We start from the raw sequence: 15,751 nt of genomic DNA on the forward strand, positions 1-15,751 counted from the left end.
GCTGACGAAGGAGTAGGTCATGATCTCGTACAATCCCTGTGCCAGCATGGTCTGGTTGACGGTGCGCTCAAACTTCTGATAGTCGGTCAGCTTGCCTTGTGGGCTGCCTTTTGCAGTGGTGGTCGGAATGTTGTTGTATCCGTAGAAACGTGCGATCTCCTCCGCTACATCCGCTTTGTGCTGTACATCGCCGCGGAAGGATGGAACGGTGATCTCGTTGCCGTTGACAACAAAGTGCAGGTCGCTGAGGATCTTCTTCATGCGCTCCTCGGAAATGTCGGTGCCGAGGAAACGGTTGGTCCAATCTACATCCAGATGCAGAACGGTCGGCTGATAGCCGGAGTTGTCAATATCAATCACGCCGTCAACAACTTCGCCGGCGCCCAGCATCTCAACCAGTTCGCAGGCACGCATGATAGCTGGCAGACAGTTCTGTGGGTCCAGACCCTTTTCAAAACGGCTGGAGGATTCGGTTCTCATGCCCAGTTTCTTTGCAGTGACACGAACCGAGCTGCCTTTAAAGCAGGCGGATTCAAAGACAACAGTGTGGGTGCCTTCGTTGATGCCGCTGTATTCGCCGCCCATGACGCCGGCAACTGCCGATGCCTTTTCCTCGTCAGCGATTACCAGCATCTCTTCGCTGAGCTCTCTGTCCACGCCGTCCAGTGTCTGAATGGTTTCACCGGTGTGTGCATTGCGGACGACAATCTTGTGGCCTTTGACATACTCGATATCGAATGCATGCATTGGCTGACCGTATTCGAGCATAACGTAGTTGGTGATGTCGACGATGTTGTCGATCGGACGAACGCCGCTTGCACGGAGTCTTTCTCTCATCCAGCGTGGAGATGGGCCAATCTTTACATTTTTAACGACGCGGGCAACGTATCTCTGGCACAGTTCCTTGTTCTGAACCTCGACCGAGAGGTAATCGTTGATGTCGCCGCCGCAGCCTTTGACCACCGGTGTGTGCAGATTGATCGGTTTGTCGAAGGTGACTGCTGCTTCTCTTGCCAAACCGATGACCGACAGACAGTCCGGACGGTTTGGAGTGATTTCAAATTCGACGCAGGTGTCGTTGCAGCCGATAGCCGAAGCGATGTCCTGACCTGGTTTGCAGTCCTCCTGCAGCAGGAAGATGCCATCCTCGATAGCATATGGGAAGTCACCTTTGGTGAGGTTGAGTTCACCCAGCGAGCACATCATACCGTTGGACACCACGCCTCTGAGCTTGCCCTTTGTAATTTCTACGCCATTTGGCAGTTTTGATTTGTGCAGAGCCACTGGAACCAGGTCGCCTGCATGGACGTTGGATGCACCGGTGACGATCTGAACCGGCTCGTCCTTGCCGACATCCAGCTGGCAGACAACCAGATGGTCAGAATCCGGATGCGGTTCTACCGACAGGATTTTGCCGACAACCACATTTTTAACGCCTTCAAATTCGGTCTCCCAGCCCTCTACCTTCGAGCCGGACATGCTCATTGCTTCGGAAAAATCTCTCATCGAAACATTTCCAATATCCACATAATCTTTCAGCCATCTCATCGAAAGATTCATAATTTCTCATTCCTTTCTGGAAATACGGAAGTTTTTGGTTGAGCTTTTTTCAAAAAGCTCATGGTGTCCAGAGGCAACGCCTCTGGTCGCACTCCGCGGAGTGCGAAACACGAGAGTTAAACTTGTTCAACTCTCATCGTCGGGCGCATTTAGGGGTAAATTGACGGTATGTAGATACCGGAAAAACCTCCCAGTGGGAGATTTTTCTGCTGCCTGTACTGAAACTGCCTGCATCCGCACGGCAGCACCGAAACCGCTTTGCTGCCCCTATCGTTTTTTAGTTTTCGGTGACGTGTCACAGAAGGGGATATGTTTTCCGGCTTGCGCCGGCGCACTCTCGTGCGACAGCATCGAAATTGCCTTGCTACCCCTATCGTTTTTAGTTTTCTGTGATATGTCACAGAAGGGGATATGTTTTCCGGCTTGCGCCGGCGCACTCTCGTGCGACAGCATCGAAACTGCCTTGCTGCCCCTATCGTTTTTTAGTTTTCGGTGACGTGTCACAAAAGGGGATATGTTTTCCGGCTTGCGCCGGCGCACTCTCGTGCGACAGCACCGAAACTGCCTTGCTGCCCCGAACGATTTTTATATTTATTGTGAAGTGCCACAGGGGCGTTGCCCCCGTACCCCTACCACCTTTTGAAAAAGGTGGACGAAAACTTTTGTTTGTTTCCCAGGGCAGTTTATTTAGAACTGGTTGAGGAAGCGGACGTCGTTTTCGTAGAACAGTCTCAGGTCGTCGATGTTGTATCTTCTCATAACCAAACGCTCCAGACCGATACCGAACGCAAAACCGCTGTATTCTTCAGGGTCGATGCCGCAGTTTTCCAGTACCTTTGGATGAACCATACCGCAGCCGAGAATCTCAATCCAGCCCTCGCCCTTGCACAGACGGCAGCCTTCACCGTGGCAGTTAAAGCACTGTACATCCAGCTCTGCGGATGGCTCGGTGAATGGGAAGTGATGTGGTCTGAAACGAACAACCGAGTCCTCGCCATACAGACGTTTTACAAATACCTCCAGGGTACCTTTGAGGTCTGCCATGGTGATGTTTTTGTCCACAACCAGACCCTCGACCTGATGGAACAGTGGAGAGTGGGTTGCATCCAGTGCATCCGAACGGTAAACACGGCCTGGTGCAATGATGCGGATCGGCGGTTTCTGTTTTTCCATGACACGGATCTGCATTGGGGAGGTCTGGGTTCTCAGAACGACATTGTCGTTGATATAGAAGGTGTCCTGGGTATCTCTTGCAGGGTGATCCTTTGGGATGTTGAGCGCCTCGAAGTTGTAGTAGTCAAGCTCAACCTCCGGTCCCTGTGCAACATCAAAGCCCATGCCCATGAAGATTTCTTTGAGCTCATCCAGTACAATGCTGATTGGATGTTTTTTGCCCAGCACGCTGCGTTTGCCTGGCATGGTGACATCCAGTGTTTCGGTTGCAAGGCGCTGGTCGAGCATCTTTCCTTCCAGCTCGGTCTTGGTCTCTTCGAGTTTTTCTTCAATCTGTGCGCGGATCTGGTTTGCCAGCTGTCCGATGACCGGACGCTCCTCGGCGGAAAGTTTTCCCATCTGTTTGAGGATGGCGGTCAGCTCTCCCTTTTTACCAAGATATTTTACTCTGACAGCATCCAGTGCTTTCAGGTCCTGTGCGCTTTCCAGCTCGGCAAATGCCTGTTTTTCAATCGCTTCCAACTGCGCTTTCATTGTAAATCATTCCTTTCGAGTCTATCCTTATTTACCGCATAAAAAAAGCCTTTCGCCTCTGTGCCTCATTGGCATCAGGGACGAAAAGCGATCAACTCGGTTTCCGCGGTACCACCCATCTTCCGGTCAAACCGACCGGCAGCTTCATTGTGCATATAACGGTGCCATCCGTTCCTTTCTACTCTGGTTCAAAAGGACCGCTCCCAGGCGAAATTTCACACGCTGCCCTTCTGTGCCGCTTGCAGCCGATGACGGACACTCTCTGAAAAGAAGGATTTGCAGGGTATTACTGTTCCTGTTCTCTGCGTTTTTATGCGATTTTATCCATAGGATAGCACAACTTTCTCTTTGTTGCAAGTGTTATTTTAAGAGGTGAGGGTGTTTTTCTGCACTTTTGTACATTTTTTTAAGAGAAACTTCCCTGTCTCCTTGCCAATCCCATTGCAGGAAACAAAGGGTTTGTGCTACAATTTGTGGTACGACAAATATCTTTGGATAAAGGAGGATACTCGATGCAGTTTGACGTCATCCACATCAAAATTGAAATTTATACGCCGCCTCAGTATGTTATCCCTCTGCGCGACGGCCTAAACGAACTGGGTGCCTGCCACGTCGGAAACTATGACCACGTTCTTTCCTTCCACGAGTGCAATGGATACTGGCGGCCGCTGGAAGGCAGTAATCCCTTTTTGGGAGAGGTCGGCGACATCTGCTGTGGTCAGGAGGTCAAAATGGAGCTGATCTGTCCGGCAGAGCTTGCCGCTCAGGCCGTGGAACGGATCAAGCAGATCCATCCCTACGAGGAACCTGTCATCAACCTGATTCCCTTGCTCTCCCTTCCTAACTCCCATCAACATTAAAGGAGATTTACCGTGAACAATAAAACTGATTTTATCCGAGAAAGCTACTCGGACATCGCGCTGGGCAAGCAGGATACCATCCTTTCCTCCTCCGAAAGCAGCACCACCGTCAGCGAAAGCGTGGGCTATTCCGAGGAGGAAATCGCCCTGGTGCCAGCCAAAGCAAACCTCGGCCTTGGCTGCGGCAATCCTTTCCGCATTGTAGATGTCAAGCCAAACGACATCGTCGTCGATCTGGGCAGCGGCGCCGGCTTCGACTGTTTTCTGGCTGCCACCAAGGTGGGACGCCGCGGTCGCGCCATCGGTGTGGACATGACTCCTGAGATGCTCTCGCTTTCCCGCCAGATCGCCAAGGAGAACAAAATCCGCAACGTGGAGTTTCGCCTGGGTGAGATCGAAAACCTCCCTGTTGCGGACAACACCGCCGACGTCGTTCTTTCCAACTGCGTCATCAACCTGTCCCTAAATAAACCTCGCGTCTACCGTGAGATTCTGCGCATCCTCAAACCAGGAGGCTGCATCGGCATCTCGGACATCGTCATCATGAAGGAGCTGCCGGAAGAAATCAAGCAGGACGACAAGATGCACGCCTGCTGAGTGTCCGGTGCTTCTTCGGTCGAAGAACTGGAAAAAATGCTCCGTATGGCTGGTTTCTGCGAGATCAGCATCCGCACAACACCGGTCTCCAAAGAGTATGAAGAAAAATGGGGCGGCGAGCTGACAGTGGGAGAATACATCCTTTCGGCAAAGATCTTTGCCAGAAAACCGGTCCCACAGCCATAAATTTCTGCAAAGCAGCCGCTACTTCCCCGTTTCTTTGTCAAATATCCCTTGTTTGTGGAAAAAAAACTTGCTATAATTTGGTTAATAAACAATCTGAATCTTTTGTGATTTGAACAGAACACCCTGTATCATCAACCTCTTTTTCCATGGGGTGTGGAAAGGATATGAAACTTATGAGGATTGTGACCTCCAAGCAGATGAAACAAATCGAGAAAAACTCGATCCAATATCAGATGAGCTATCTGCGATTGATGGAAAACGCCGGCTGTGCTGCTGCACGCTTTATCGTTGATACCCTGCACAGCGTCGCTGGTCTGCGCTGTGTCGCCTTTTGCGGCAAAGGAAACAACGGCGGCGACGGTTTTGTCGTTGCACGAAAGCTCAGTGAGCTGGGCGCCGATGTCACCATCATTCTGGCAGAGGGAGAACCCAAAACCGAGGATGCTCAGAAGATGCTGCAGCTTGCACGGGAGATGGGTTTAAGCGTCTACTCGTTTGAAAACGAGCCTGAACTGGTCAACGGCGTCGTTGCGGATGTCGACATCATTATCGACGCCATCTTTGGCAGCGGCTTCCACGGCGAGATCGACATTCGCCGCCGCCAGCTTACCACGATGATCAACGCCGCCATCGCCGCTGTATTTGCGCTGGATGTACCAAGCGGCATCAACTGCGACACCGGCGAAGCTGCCGATGGCGCTGTCAACGCTGATTTCACCATCGCCTTTGACAGCTATAAACCGGCGCATATGCTCCCTAAATATCTGCCGGAACTGGGACAGGTTACCCTGGCTTCGATCGGCATTGATCCGCTCTCCTATGAAAACATCGCACAAAATCACTTTGTCACCGACGACGACTTTGTCTATTCCCACATCCCGCAAAAGGCAGTGGATGCGCACAAAACCTCAACCGGTCGTCTGCTCAATATCGCCGGCGGCATCGGCTGCACCGGTGCGGCTATTCTTTCTTCCACCGCGGCACTGCGCAGCGGTGCCGGCTATGTGGTCACCGCTGTTCCGCAGGCAATCTACCCGATTGTCGCTCCCAGCCTGATCCAGTCGCCGTTCTGCTTTATCGAAACAGCAGCCGACGTCGCCAGCGCACTTTCGGGCGCTTCGGCAGTTGCCATCGGCTGCGGCATGGGCACCGGTCAGCGTCAGCGCGGCATTCTGGAGGAGGTTCTCTACCTCGCCAAATGCCCTGTCGTCATCGACGCAGATGGCATAAACAACCTGGCCATGGACATATCCATAGTATCGGATGCCAAATGTCCTGTCGTTTTGACCCCTCACTTTGGTGAGATGGCCCGCATCTGCCGCACCTCGGTCAAGGAGATTCAGAAGGCGCCGCTGCTGTGTGCACAGGAGCTTGCTGCCCAGCTGCACGCCACCATCGTGCTCAAGGGCGCACACACCATCATCGCTTCCCCTGATGGCCGCACCTTTATCAATCAGACCGGCAACCCTGGACTTGCCAAGGCAGGCAGCGGCGATGTGCTCACCGGTATTCTCTCCTCGCTGATCTCGCAGGGAATGCAGCCGTTTGATGCTGCCGTCAGCGCCGTCTATCTGCACGGTGCCGCTGCGGATCGCTGCGTCGAACGGATGTCCGAATACTTCATGCAGCCGGACGACATTCTGATCGACCTGGGCCGTCTGCTCAAGGAACATATCCGCTAACAATCAAAAACGGGACGCTTTGCATCCGCTTACATCTTTTCAGGAGGCGGTTTCGTGCAAAATCTGTCCCGTTTTTTTGTTCCTCGTCGGCTGGCAGTCGTGCTTTGTATCCTGGTGGTCTTTATCGCTGCCATTCTTCTCTGGTATTCCTATCAGACACCGGCGGTTTCGGTCGCTCCCAACCAACAGCTTACTTCTGCGCTGTCCGGTTCGATGCAGGCAAACCTGACCTTTCAGCAGGGAGATTTCTGTGCCAAGGCACAGTTCTCCCAGCGGTACGCCGGCGACTGTTCCTTTGTCTTTGCCTTTCCTTCCTCGCTGGAGGGACTGAAGGTGGAGCTGTCCGACGGCACCCAGACCCTCACCTATCAGGGAATGACCACCGAGCTGCCCGACGATTCGCCCGCCGTTTCGATGACACAGCTGTTTTTGCAGGGGATGCAGCTGCTGCGTGAAAGCCAGGAGCTTGTTTGTGACAAGGATGGCGATGTCACAGTGCTGTCCCTTTCTCAGCAGCAAAGTCCTGTGCTACGTGCCCAGCTGCAATCTTCCGATGGCACGCTGCTCTCTCTTTCCTTGCCGCAGGAGGATTTTTCCGTCAGCGTCAGCTCGTAACCTACATAAAAAAACGCACAGCGAATGGTTTCGCTGTGCGTTTTTTATGTGTGAGATTAGTTTTCTTTTTGTCCGGTCAAAACTTCCATGTTCTGCGGCAAAATCAGGCTGAGAACAATCGAAACAACAAAGACGACTGCTACGCAGTTGGCAGAGAAAACGTCCTGAATGACCTGCGGGAAGATGCGCCAGATGTCCATCTCGCTGGCAGAGGTAAAGCCGATGCCGACTGCCAGAGACAGTGCCACGATGGTGACATTGCGCTGGGAGAATCCAGCTTTGGAGATCATCTGGATACCACTGACCATGATGGTACCGAACATCATCAGGGTACATCCACCCAGAACCGAATCCGGTAGACTTGCAAAGAAGTTGCCCACCGGCGGCAGCAGACCTGCCAGAATCATGCAGACTGCACCGGTCATGATGGTAAAGCGGTTGACAACCTTGGTCATGTTGATCAGTCCGACGTTCTGGCTGAACGAGGTGACCGGAGGACAGCCAAACAGAGCGGACAGAGAGCTTGCATAGCCGTCGCAGGCAAGCGAGCCGGAGATCTCGCGGGTTTCAATCTCGCGTCCCAGACCACCGGAAACCATCGCGGTGGTATCGCCGATGGTCTCTGCCGCCGAAACCATGAAGATAATGGTAACCGAGATAATGGCGCCCACATTAAACTCGGGAACATATGGAATCAGGTGCGGCAGCGAGATAAAGCCGCCGGAGAAGATGGTGGACAGATCGACCATTCCAGTAAACAGAGCAACGATATATCCGACGATCAGACCTGCCAGAACCGAAAGCTGTTTTAAATATCCCTTTGCCAGGATATTGAACACAAGGCAGGTAGCCAGAGTGATGGTACCGAGCAGCAGATTCTGTGCCGAACCGAAGTTTTCGGTGTAACCGCCGCCAAAGGAACGGGTACCAACGGTGAACAGCGAGTAACCGATCGCAGTAACGACCGACGCTGCAACCACCGGAGTGATGATGCGTTTCCAGTATTTTGCAAGCAATCCGAGCGTTCCTTCAATCAGACCGCCGATCAGTACGGAGCCCAACATGGTTGGATAGCCGTAGGTAGCGCCCACATAGCTCAGGATGGTTACAAAGGTGAAGCTGACGCCCATGACGATTGGAAGGCGGGAGCCGATTCTCCAGATTGGATAAAGCTGGATGAGCGTTGCAATACCCGCTACAAACATTGCGTTTTGCAGCAAAATTGCAATCTGTGCGCTGTCCAGTCCAGAGGCTGCACCGATGATGGTGATTGGAGTAAGGTTGGATACGAACATTGCCAGGATGTGCTGGAGTCCAAACGGAATTGCCTTGAGCAGCGGAACCCGTCCGTCCAGCTGATAGATGTTGCTGGTGGATACATTTGTTTTTTCTGCCATAAATCGTTCTCCTTTGTCGTTTTTTCAGAGATACTTGTTATTATACTGCCGATTTCGACCTTTGGCAACTCTGTTGCAAACAATTTGAAAATTTTATGGAATCTTTCTATGAATTCCTGTCCCTTCCAAGATGAAGAACGGTGTATTTTCAAAACCAAAACAGGCTATCCTATACGGACAGCCTGTTTTGGTTTTGTTATTCTTTATTGGAGAGGTGGGAAACAATCACGCCAGTGCACACGACGAGGGTAAATCCAAGATAGACGCCGGTCGCAATGATGCTTCCTTCCGGTTCGGGAAGCCCATTAAAAAATTCCCGAAAGATGGAGATAAAAAACAGTCCTCCTATCACATCTATCAGTCCCCACAAAACTGCCTTGGCAATGCTGTTCAATCCTGTTCCCTCCTTCACTTACTCTAAAAACGCCTAGTGTTCTGCCTTGAGATAGTGGTCAAACCACTCGGTGATCTCTTTGAGGCGGCGGATGCGGTGCTCCGGCTTGCCCGAACGGGACAGCTCGTGGTTTTCGCCGTGGAACAGGCAGATGCGCGACTCGACGCCGTGTACCTTCAGTGCGGAGAACATCTGGTAAGCCTCGACCATCCAGCAACGGTAGTCCTCATCCGAATGGATGAACAGGGTCGGAGTGGTGCACTTGTCAGCATATTTGAGCGGCGAATGCCACCAAGCCTGCTCAAAGTTGTTCCATGCGTCGCCGCCCGCCTGATCCAGTCCAAAGTATGGACCGATGTCCGAGGTGCCTTCCATCGAAATCCAGTTGGAGATGGAACGCTGAGAAGCTGCTGCAGCAAAGCGATGGGTGTGACCGATAATCCAGTTGGTCATAAAGCCGCCGTAGCTGCCGCCGGTGACGCCCACACGGCTCTTGTCGATCTGCGGATAGCTCCACAGAACATAGTCGGTGAACTGCATGATGTCCTCATAGTCCTCCTGACCGTATCTGCCGCGGATGTCAGCAAACTGGTTGCCGCGTCCGTCGCCGCCGCGCGGATTGCAGAAGAATACAAAGTAACCCTGGTTTGCCCAATACTGCATCTCGTGGAAGAAGCAGGTTCCGTACACCGTCTTTGGACCGCCGTGGATGTCCAGAATTGCCGGATAGCTCTTGGTAGAATCGAAGTTTACAGGTTCAAGAACCCAGCCGTCGATCTCGACACCGTCGTTGTTGGTAATGCGCATCATCTTCGGTGTGATGACGCTGCGTCCCTCCAGCGCCTTTTCATTGAGGTGGGTCAGCTGAACTTCCTTGCCGTCCTCCAGGCAATAGATCTCCTGCAAACGATCGCCGCGCATTGCTACGTAGACAACAATCTCGCCCTTGCGGTCCATGCAGTCGACCGAACCTTCATTGGCGGTCAGCGAAACGATGCTGCCTTCCCAGTCAACATGGTTGATCTTCGAGCTGTTGCGGTCGGTGGTGATATAGCTGACGCCGTCTTGCTGTCCAACCAGGTTCTTGCCTGAGCCATAGCGGCAGTCCGAACCGACGCTGCTGTGGAAGGAGCGGTCCGGTGCGCAGACCAGCTGCAAGCTATGAGAAGCTCTATCATAGAGGTAGAGATTGCTGTTTTCATTGATGCCGTAGTTTTTATTTTCGGTCGCAGTGACCACAATCTTATCGCCGGCATAAGCAGCCTGATGGATGTTCCAGCTGCCCAGCGGAATCAGCACGTTGCTCTCTCTGCTGGCGATATCGACCTCGACCAGCTCCTGTTTCAGGCTCTCGACCTCGTTAAATTCACTGCCGCAGTAGACCAGCTTTCTGCCGTCGGACGACAGATCAAAGCTCTCCAGCTGATACATCGGACCGGTCAGCGGTTCCATCTTTCCGCTCTGTGCGCGATAGATATACAGGCGGCCGCGCTTTTTATTGGTGACTCCTGCTCCGTTTCTCCAGAACGGCAGTTCGTCAAACACCTCATAATCCTTTTCCTTGATCCGGCTGGCAAACAGTTTTTCACGTTCCTCACGGCTCATGGTGAAAAAGTCCTCCGGCAGATTGTTGTCATACTCTGCTTCCACCAGATAAGTATCCTTGCTGATCTGCTTGATTGCGTGTACCGGCGCCGGCACGGTCATCTTTTTGACAGCCTCGCCGCCATGCAGCGAAATCTCAAAAAAGTCGGTGTAGCTGTTGTCTGCCTCCTTCTTTTTGCTGTCACGTTTGGAAGCAAAGAGAATGGTATCGTCATCCATCCACAGATAGGAGCGCTCATCCTTCCCTGCCGTCAGCTGGCGGCACTCTTTGGTCTGCAGATCAACAGTCCAGATTCCTCCAACATAACCATCTTTGTCCTCGTTGCTCTTGCTGACAACAAATGCCGCTTTGGCTGCATTTGGACTCAGCTGCAGATTGGACAGAAAGCGAAAATTGATAAACTCATCCAAGCGAATTGGTTCCATAGATGTTTGCACTCCTTTTATATCATTTCAAAAAACGACATTTCCCTTGACGTTTTCTTCATTTTAGCACATTATTTTTCTAATGAAAAGAGATTTTTTGATTCTTTTTCACAAAAATTCTTGACTTTTCTCTATAATTGACTACAATAAAAGGAATAAGTTTTATAAATAAACGACAATAAGGAGATTTTCATGAAAAAAAATGATTTCTTTTCCAATGCCCTGCGGCTGATTCCTCCGATTGTCACCATTATTCTGGTTCTGCTTGCCCTGTGGTTTGGCAGTCAGCTCTCGCTGGAACAGTTGATTTCCTACACACCCTCCCACCTGTTTTTAGCTGCGGCAGCAGTCATTTTTCTTTTTGCCGTCAAAAGCTTATCGGTCGTTTTTCCTCTGTCGGCTTTATACATCCTCTCCAGTTTCTGGTTTGGACCTTGGATCGCCATTCTGGTCAATTATCTGGGACTTGCTGTCTGTATGACGATTCCTTATTGCATCGGACGGATGTTTGGCGGCCATCTTATCGACAAGCTGGTGGAAAAATACCCCAAACTTCTGCGTCTGCAGCAGCTCGGCATCTCCAATCAGGTGATGCTGGCCTATCTGCTGCGGATCGTTTCGGTGCTGCCTGGCGACCTGTGCAGTCTTTTTCTGGGGACCTGCTCGGTCGAGTACAAGCGTTATCTGCTGGGTTCCCTGCTGGGTCTATCTCCGGTGATGATTTTGCATGTCTTATTCGCTGACCTGTTTAAAGACAGCCTGTCCGCGGGTTTTCTTTCTTCTCTCACTCCCGAAAGTCTGGTTGTCATCATCGTTTTAATTATCATTTCGGTGATTTCCTCCATCCTGCTCAACAAAAAATATTCTATCAAAGAGAAATAATTGCACAGCAAGGAGGCGATACAGCTTGGAGCCGAAGAAAAAATGTATTCTCATCAGCGGCACGATGGGAGTAGGAAAAACCAGTGTCTGCAAAGAATTGATGAAGCTGCTCCCACAAAGTGTCTTTCTGGATGGAGACTGGTGCTGGTACAGTCACCCTTTCACCGTCACCGACGCCACCAAAAAGGTGGTGATGGAAAACATCGGCTTTATGCTGCAAAATTTTCTGCGTTGTCCAGATTATCAGAACATTCTGTTTTGCTGGGTGATGGATCATCAGGAGATCATCGACGAGGTGCTTAAACGAATTTCTCCGGCGCTGGAAAATACCTCGGTATACTCGATCAGCCTGATTGCCTCCGAACAGGCACTGACCCAACACCTGCAAAAGGACATCGACAACGGTCTGCGCAGTCCCGATGTCCTCCAGCGCAGTCTGCAACGGCTGCCGCTCTATCAGCAGCTTTCTACCCAAAAGCTGGATATTTCCAACTTAAACGCCCGGCAGGCTGCACAAAAACTGCTGGATATCATCGCTGAAAAGTAAAAATGCGGTTCAGAATCGGATTCTGAACCGCATTTCTTTTTATAATTTGTAAGGGGTTTGATAAAAGCATTGGTATCATTTTCTGAAAAATACGTTGCAGGATTTTGCTGATTCTAAGCAAAATCAGTAAAGCCCTGGATAAAAAATACCCTCGGACCAATGATCATGAGAAAATCTGACGGAACATTTGGATTAGAGAAAGAATGGTGTTGTCGTCGCTGTTGCGATCATAGAAATACCCGCAAATGCCATGCAAGCTGCCATCAGCATTGCAAACACCTTTTGTTCACGCTTCATAATTTCCCCTCCAAATACTACATACTTTTTATGTAAATTATTATATACTTTTTTCTTGACAGATGCAATATTCCTTTAAGCTAAAAAAAATTGGCAGAAGTAGTTACTTCTGCCAATTTTATGTTTAAAGTCGCGATACTAATGATTTGAGATAATCGTGGAACTGATCCTTGACCTCAGGATGCTGCAATGCAACTTCGACGATCGCCTGCAAAATGCCGAATTTATTGCCCATATCATAGCGGGTACCGGTGTACTCCACACCCACCATACCGCTGGTCTGTGCCAATACCTTCATGGCATCGGTCAGCTGAATCTCTCCGCCGGCGCCTGGTTTGGTGCGCTCCAGAATTGGAAAGATCTCCGGCGGCAGCACTACTCTGCCCAGAATCGAATAGTTGGACAGTACCTCGGTCAGCGAAGGTTTTTCGATCATGTCGGTCAGACGGAACACCCGATCTTTTCCCTCGATTGGCTCCAGTGCAAGAGAACAGTATTTGCTGATGTCCTCCATCGGCACCGGTTTGATTCCTGCAACACCTACGCCATATTCCTCATATGCCTCGCACAGCTCCCGACAGGCTGGACGCTCACCATTTAAAATGACGTCGTCTCCGTACAGCACGGCAAAAGGTTCATTTCCTACAAAGGCTTTGGCACACAATACGGCATGACCCAAACCTTTTGTCTCCTTCTGGCGCACATACTGGATGTTTGCCATGTGGGAAATCGCCACCATCTGATCGTACACTTCCTGCTTTTTGCTGGCAAGCAGCCGCGCTTCCAGCTCGGGGTTTCGGTCAAAATGGTCCTCTACCGTTGTTTTTCCGCGGCTGGTGATGATGAGTATGTCTTCGATTCCGCTCTTGACGGCCTCTTCAACGATGTACTGAATCGCCGGCTTGTCCACAATGGGAAGCATTTCCTTCGGCATGGATTTGGATGCGGGCAGGACACGGGTTCCCAGACCCGCCGCGGGAATCACTGCTTTTTTAATTTTCATATATATCCTCCTGCAGGCGCCTTGCTCTGTGCGCCCATCATAAAAACGGGAACTTCGCTGTATCTTCTGCAAAAGAGATCCTGAAATATCAAATCATCGACCTATTTTTCCAGAGCTGCTCGGACGGCGTTGCTGACAAACTTGATGTCCTCCTCATTGAGGTATGGATGCATCGGCAGCGAAACAACCCGCTCGCACAGTGCCTCACTGACAGGGAGATCACCCTGCTGGTATCCAAGCGCTGCAAATGCGCCCTGCAGGTGCATCGGCTTTGGATAGTAAACCATTGTTGGAATACCCTGTTCCTTCAGCTCCTGCTGGAGATATGCACGCTGTTCGGCACTGTCCAGAATCAGCGTATACTGTGCCCAGCTGGAGTAAAATCCCTCCGGTACGACCGGTGTTTTGACAATATCGCCCAGATGTTCGGTGTAGCTTTTTGCTGCACGATTGACTGCATCCAGCTCATATTCCTGAAATGCTTTCAGTTTTACCTGCAATACTGCCGCCTGAATGGTATCCAGACGGGAGTTGATGCCAAGGCGGATGTTGTCATATTTGCTGGACGGGCTCTTGCCGTGAACGCGCAGTGAACGCAGCAGCTCCGCGGTCTGGTCGTCGTTGGTGAACACTGCACCACCGTCGCCGTAACAACCCAGCGGTTTTGCAGGGAAGAACGAAGTAGCAGCAGCATCGCCAAAGCTGCATGCTACACGGTCGCCAATTCGTCCGCCAAAGCCCTGAGCAGCATCCTCCAGCAGCAGCAGATCATATTTTTTGCAGACTGCCTCGATCTTTGGATAGTCTGCCGGCTGTCCGAACAGATCCACAGCGATAACGGCACGAGGACACAGTTTACCCTCCTCCTTTACCTTGAGGATGGCCTGTTCCAGCTTGTCTGCATCCAGATTGAAGGTGTGCTCATCCACATCGACAAAGACCGGTGTAGCTCCTTCAAAGGCAATGACCTCTGCGCTTGCAAAGAAGGTAAACGCCGGAACAAAAACAGCATCTCCTTCTTTGATGTCCCACGCCATCATCATCAGGGTGAGTGCATCGGTTCCGTTTCCACAGGTGACACAGTGTTTGACACCTACATAGTCAGCCAGCTGCTGCTCCAGCTCGGTGACCTGTTTGCCGCTGATAAAGTTGCAGTTTTGAGCAACCTCCAGCATCGCTGCATCCATCTGTGGTTTTAACACCTGATACTGTCTTTTCAGATCTCGAAATTCCATAGGGGTTTCCCCTCCTTTTATCTTAAACGATTGCTGCTATTCTTTTACTTCAACCAGTCCACATTCTGCTTTGTGGTATTTTCTGCCGCAGTCGGGACAGACAAGGTCCTCGCCCAGCACCTTGCCGCACTCGCACGCCCAGCCGATCTGCCGCGCCGGAACACCCGCCATCAGCGCATGGTCAGGCACATCCTTGGTGACCACTGCGCCCGAGCCGATCAGCGCCCATCGGCCGATGGTATGACCACAGACAACGGTGGCATTGGCGCCGATGGTCGCACCCTGTTTTACCAGCGTTTTTTTATATCCGGCAGAACCTTTTGGGTATTTTGCACGCGGCGTCAGATCGTTGGTAAACACCATCGACGGTCCGCAGAACACCCAGTCCTCCAGTTCCACACCCTCGTAGATTGAGACGTTGTTCTGCACCTTGACGCCGTTTCCGATGCGGACATTGTTGGAAACGTTGACGTTCTGTCCAAAGGAACATCCCTCACCGATGACCGCGCCGCGCTGGATGTGACAAAAATGCCAGATTTTTGTATTCTTCCCAATCTGAACACCCTCGTCAATATAACTGCTTTCATGTACAAAATAGTCCGGCATGGGAATCGCTCCTTTATCAAAATTCTTTCCACCATAAAAAGTCAGGGTGGAGGGCAATGTTGGGCAATGATTTACTTTCTGCTCAAAACAGGCTTTGTTTTCATTGCCCCCGAGAATGTCGCTTTGCTCCATTCTCCCAACCATCATCTTTT

At 51.2% G+C, this 15,751-nt stretch carries 14 protein-coding genes and 1 other annotated feature; of the genes, 6 read left to right on the forward strand and 8 right to left on the reverse strand.

Annotated features, from left to right (window positions below):
- Both pheT and pheS read right to left on the reverse strand, forming a co-directional pair.
- A partial coding sequence (gene pheT, locus Q0L39_RS06910) for a phenylalanine--tRNA ligase subunit beta (RefSeq protein WP_296627829.1) occupies positions 1-1,560 on the reverse strand: 1,560 nt, incomplete at its 3' end.
- 687 nt (positions 1,561-2,247) lie between these two features.
- Positions 2,248-3,267, reverse strand: a complete 1,020-nt coding sequence (pheS, locus tag Q0L39_RS06915; protein ID WP_296627830.1) for a phenylalanine--tRNA ligase subunit alpha — start codon at positions 3,265-3,267, stop codon at positions 2,248-2,250.
- 73 nt (positions 3,268-3,340) lie between these two features.
- Positions 3,341-3,579, reverse strand: a binding site (T-box leader).
- A 200-nt stretch (positions 3,580-3,779) separates the two neighbouring features.
- Here pheS and Q0L39_RS06920 point away from each other — a divergent pair.
- From Q0L39_RS06920 to Q0L39_RS06940, 4 genes are all read left to right on the forward strand, one after another.
- A complete protein-coding gene (locus Q0L39_RS06920) occupies positions 3,780-4,127 on the forward strand; it encodes a cytochrome C biogenesis protein (RefSeq protein ID WP_296627832.1) in 348 nt (115 codons plus the stop codon).
- 12 nt (positions 4,128-4,139) lie between these two features.
- Positions 4,140-4,910 carry an arsenite methyltransferase gene (gene arsM / locus Q0L39_RS06925; RefSeq protein WP_366916348.1) on the forward strand — a complete coding sequence of 257 codons (771 nt, stop codon included), beginning with the start codon at positions 4,140-4,142 and terminating at the stop codon, positions 4,908-4,910.
- A gap of 173 nt (positions 4,911-5,083) precedes the next feature.
- On the forward strand, positions 5,084-6,592 hold the full coding sequence (locus tag Q0L39_RS06935; RefSeq protein ID WP_296627836.1) for an NAD(P)H-hydrate dehydratase: 1,509 nt from the start codon (positions 5,084-5,086) through the stop codon (positions 6,590-6,592).
- A gap of 54 nt (positions 6,593-6,646) precedes the next feature.
- The gene (locus tag Q0L39_RS06940; RefSeq protein WP_296627837.1) at positions 6,647-7,207 is read left to right on the forward strand and encodes a hypothetical protein; all 561 of its coding nucleotides are present in this window, start codon (positions 6,647-6,649) and stop codon (positions 7,205-7,207) included.
- Between the two features lie 56 nt (positions 7,208-7,263).
- Here Q0L39_RS06940 and Q0L39_RS06945 read toward each other — a convergent pair whose 3' ends face one another.
- The 3 genes from Q0L39_RS06945 to Q0L39_RS06955 all read right to left on the reverse strand — a co-directional run bounded on the left by Q0L39_RS06945 (position 7,264) and on the right by Q0L39_RS06955 (position 11,029).
- On the reverse strand, positions 7,264-8,604 hold the full coding sequence (locus Q0L39_RS06945; RefSeq protein WP_296627839.1) for a nucleobase:cation symporter-2 family protein: 1,341 nt from the start codon (positions 8,602-8,604) through the stop codon (positions 7,264-7,266).
- Between the two features lie 196 nt (positions 8,605-8,800).
- Entirely contained in the window at positions 8,801-8,998 is a 198-nt protein-coding gene (locus Q0L39_RS06950; RefSeq protein ID WP_296627840.1) for a hypothetical protein, read from the reverse strand.
- A 33-nt stretch (positions 8,999-9,031) separates the two neighbouring features.
- Positions 9,032-11,029 carry a S9 family peptidase gene (locus Q0L39_RS06955; protein WP_296627842.1) on the reverse strand — a complete coding sequence of 666 codons (1,998 nt, stop codon included), beginning with the start codon at positions 11,027-11,029 and terminating at the stop codon, positions 9,032-9,034.
- Between the two features lie 192 nt (positions 11,030-11,221).
- Here Q0L39_RS06955 and Q0L39_RS06960 point away from each other — a divergent pair, with 192 nt between their 5' ends.
- Together Q0L39_RS06960 and Q0L39_RS06965 are read left to right on the forward strand one after the other, a co-directional pair.
- Positions 11,222-11,911 (forward strand): VTT domain-containing protein, encoded by a 690-nt coding sequence (locus tag Q0L39_RS06960; RefSeq protein ID WP_296627843.1) that lies wholly within the window; start codon positions 11,222-11,224, stop codon positions 11,909-11,911.
- Between the two features lie 25 nt (positions 11,912-11,936).
- Complete coding sequence (locus Q0L39_RS06965) at positions 11,937-12,458, forward strand: AAA family ATPase (RefSeq protein WP_296627845.1); 522 nt, start codon at positions 11,937-11,939, stop codon at positions 12,456-12,458.
- Between the two features lie 421 nt (positions 12,459-12,879).
- On the opposite strand, the gene galU is transcribed toward Q0L39_RS06965, so the two are convergent.
- The 3 genes from galU to Q0L39_RS06980 form a co-directional block, all read right to left on the reverse strand.
- Positions 12,880-13,758 (reverse strand): UTP--glucose-1-phosphate uridylyltransferase GalU, encoded by an 879-nt coding sequence (galU, locus tag Q0L39_RS06970; protein WP_296627847.1) that lies wholly within the window; start codon positions 13,756-13,758, stop codon positions 12,880-12,882.
- A gap of 101 nt (positions 13,759-13,859) precedes the next feature.
- The gene (locus Q0L39_RS06975; RefSeq protein ID WP_296627848.1) at positions 13,860-14,993 is read right to left on the reverse strand and encodes a DegT/DnrJ/EryC1/StrS family aminotransferase; all 1,134 of its coding nucleotides are present in this window, start codon (positions 14,991-14,993) and stop codon (positions 13,860-13,862) included.
- Between the two features lie 36 nt (positions 14,994-15,029).
- On the reverse strand, positions 15,030-15,599 hold the full coding sequence (locus tag Q0L39_RS06980) for an acyltransferase (protein ID WP_296627850.1): 570 nt from the start codon (positions 15,597-15,599) through the stop codon (positions 15,030-15,032).
- Between the last annotated feature and the right edge of the window lie 152 nt (positions 15,600-15,751).

Source organism: uncultured Negativibacillus sp. (genome assembly GCF_944388365.1).
Lineage (GTDB): Bacteria > Bacillota > Clostridia > Oscillospirales > Ruminococcaceae > Negativibacillus.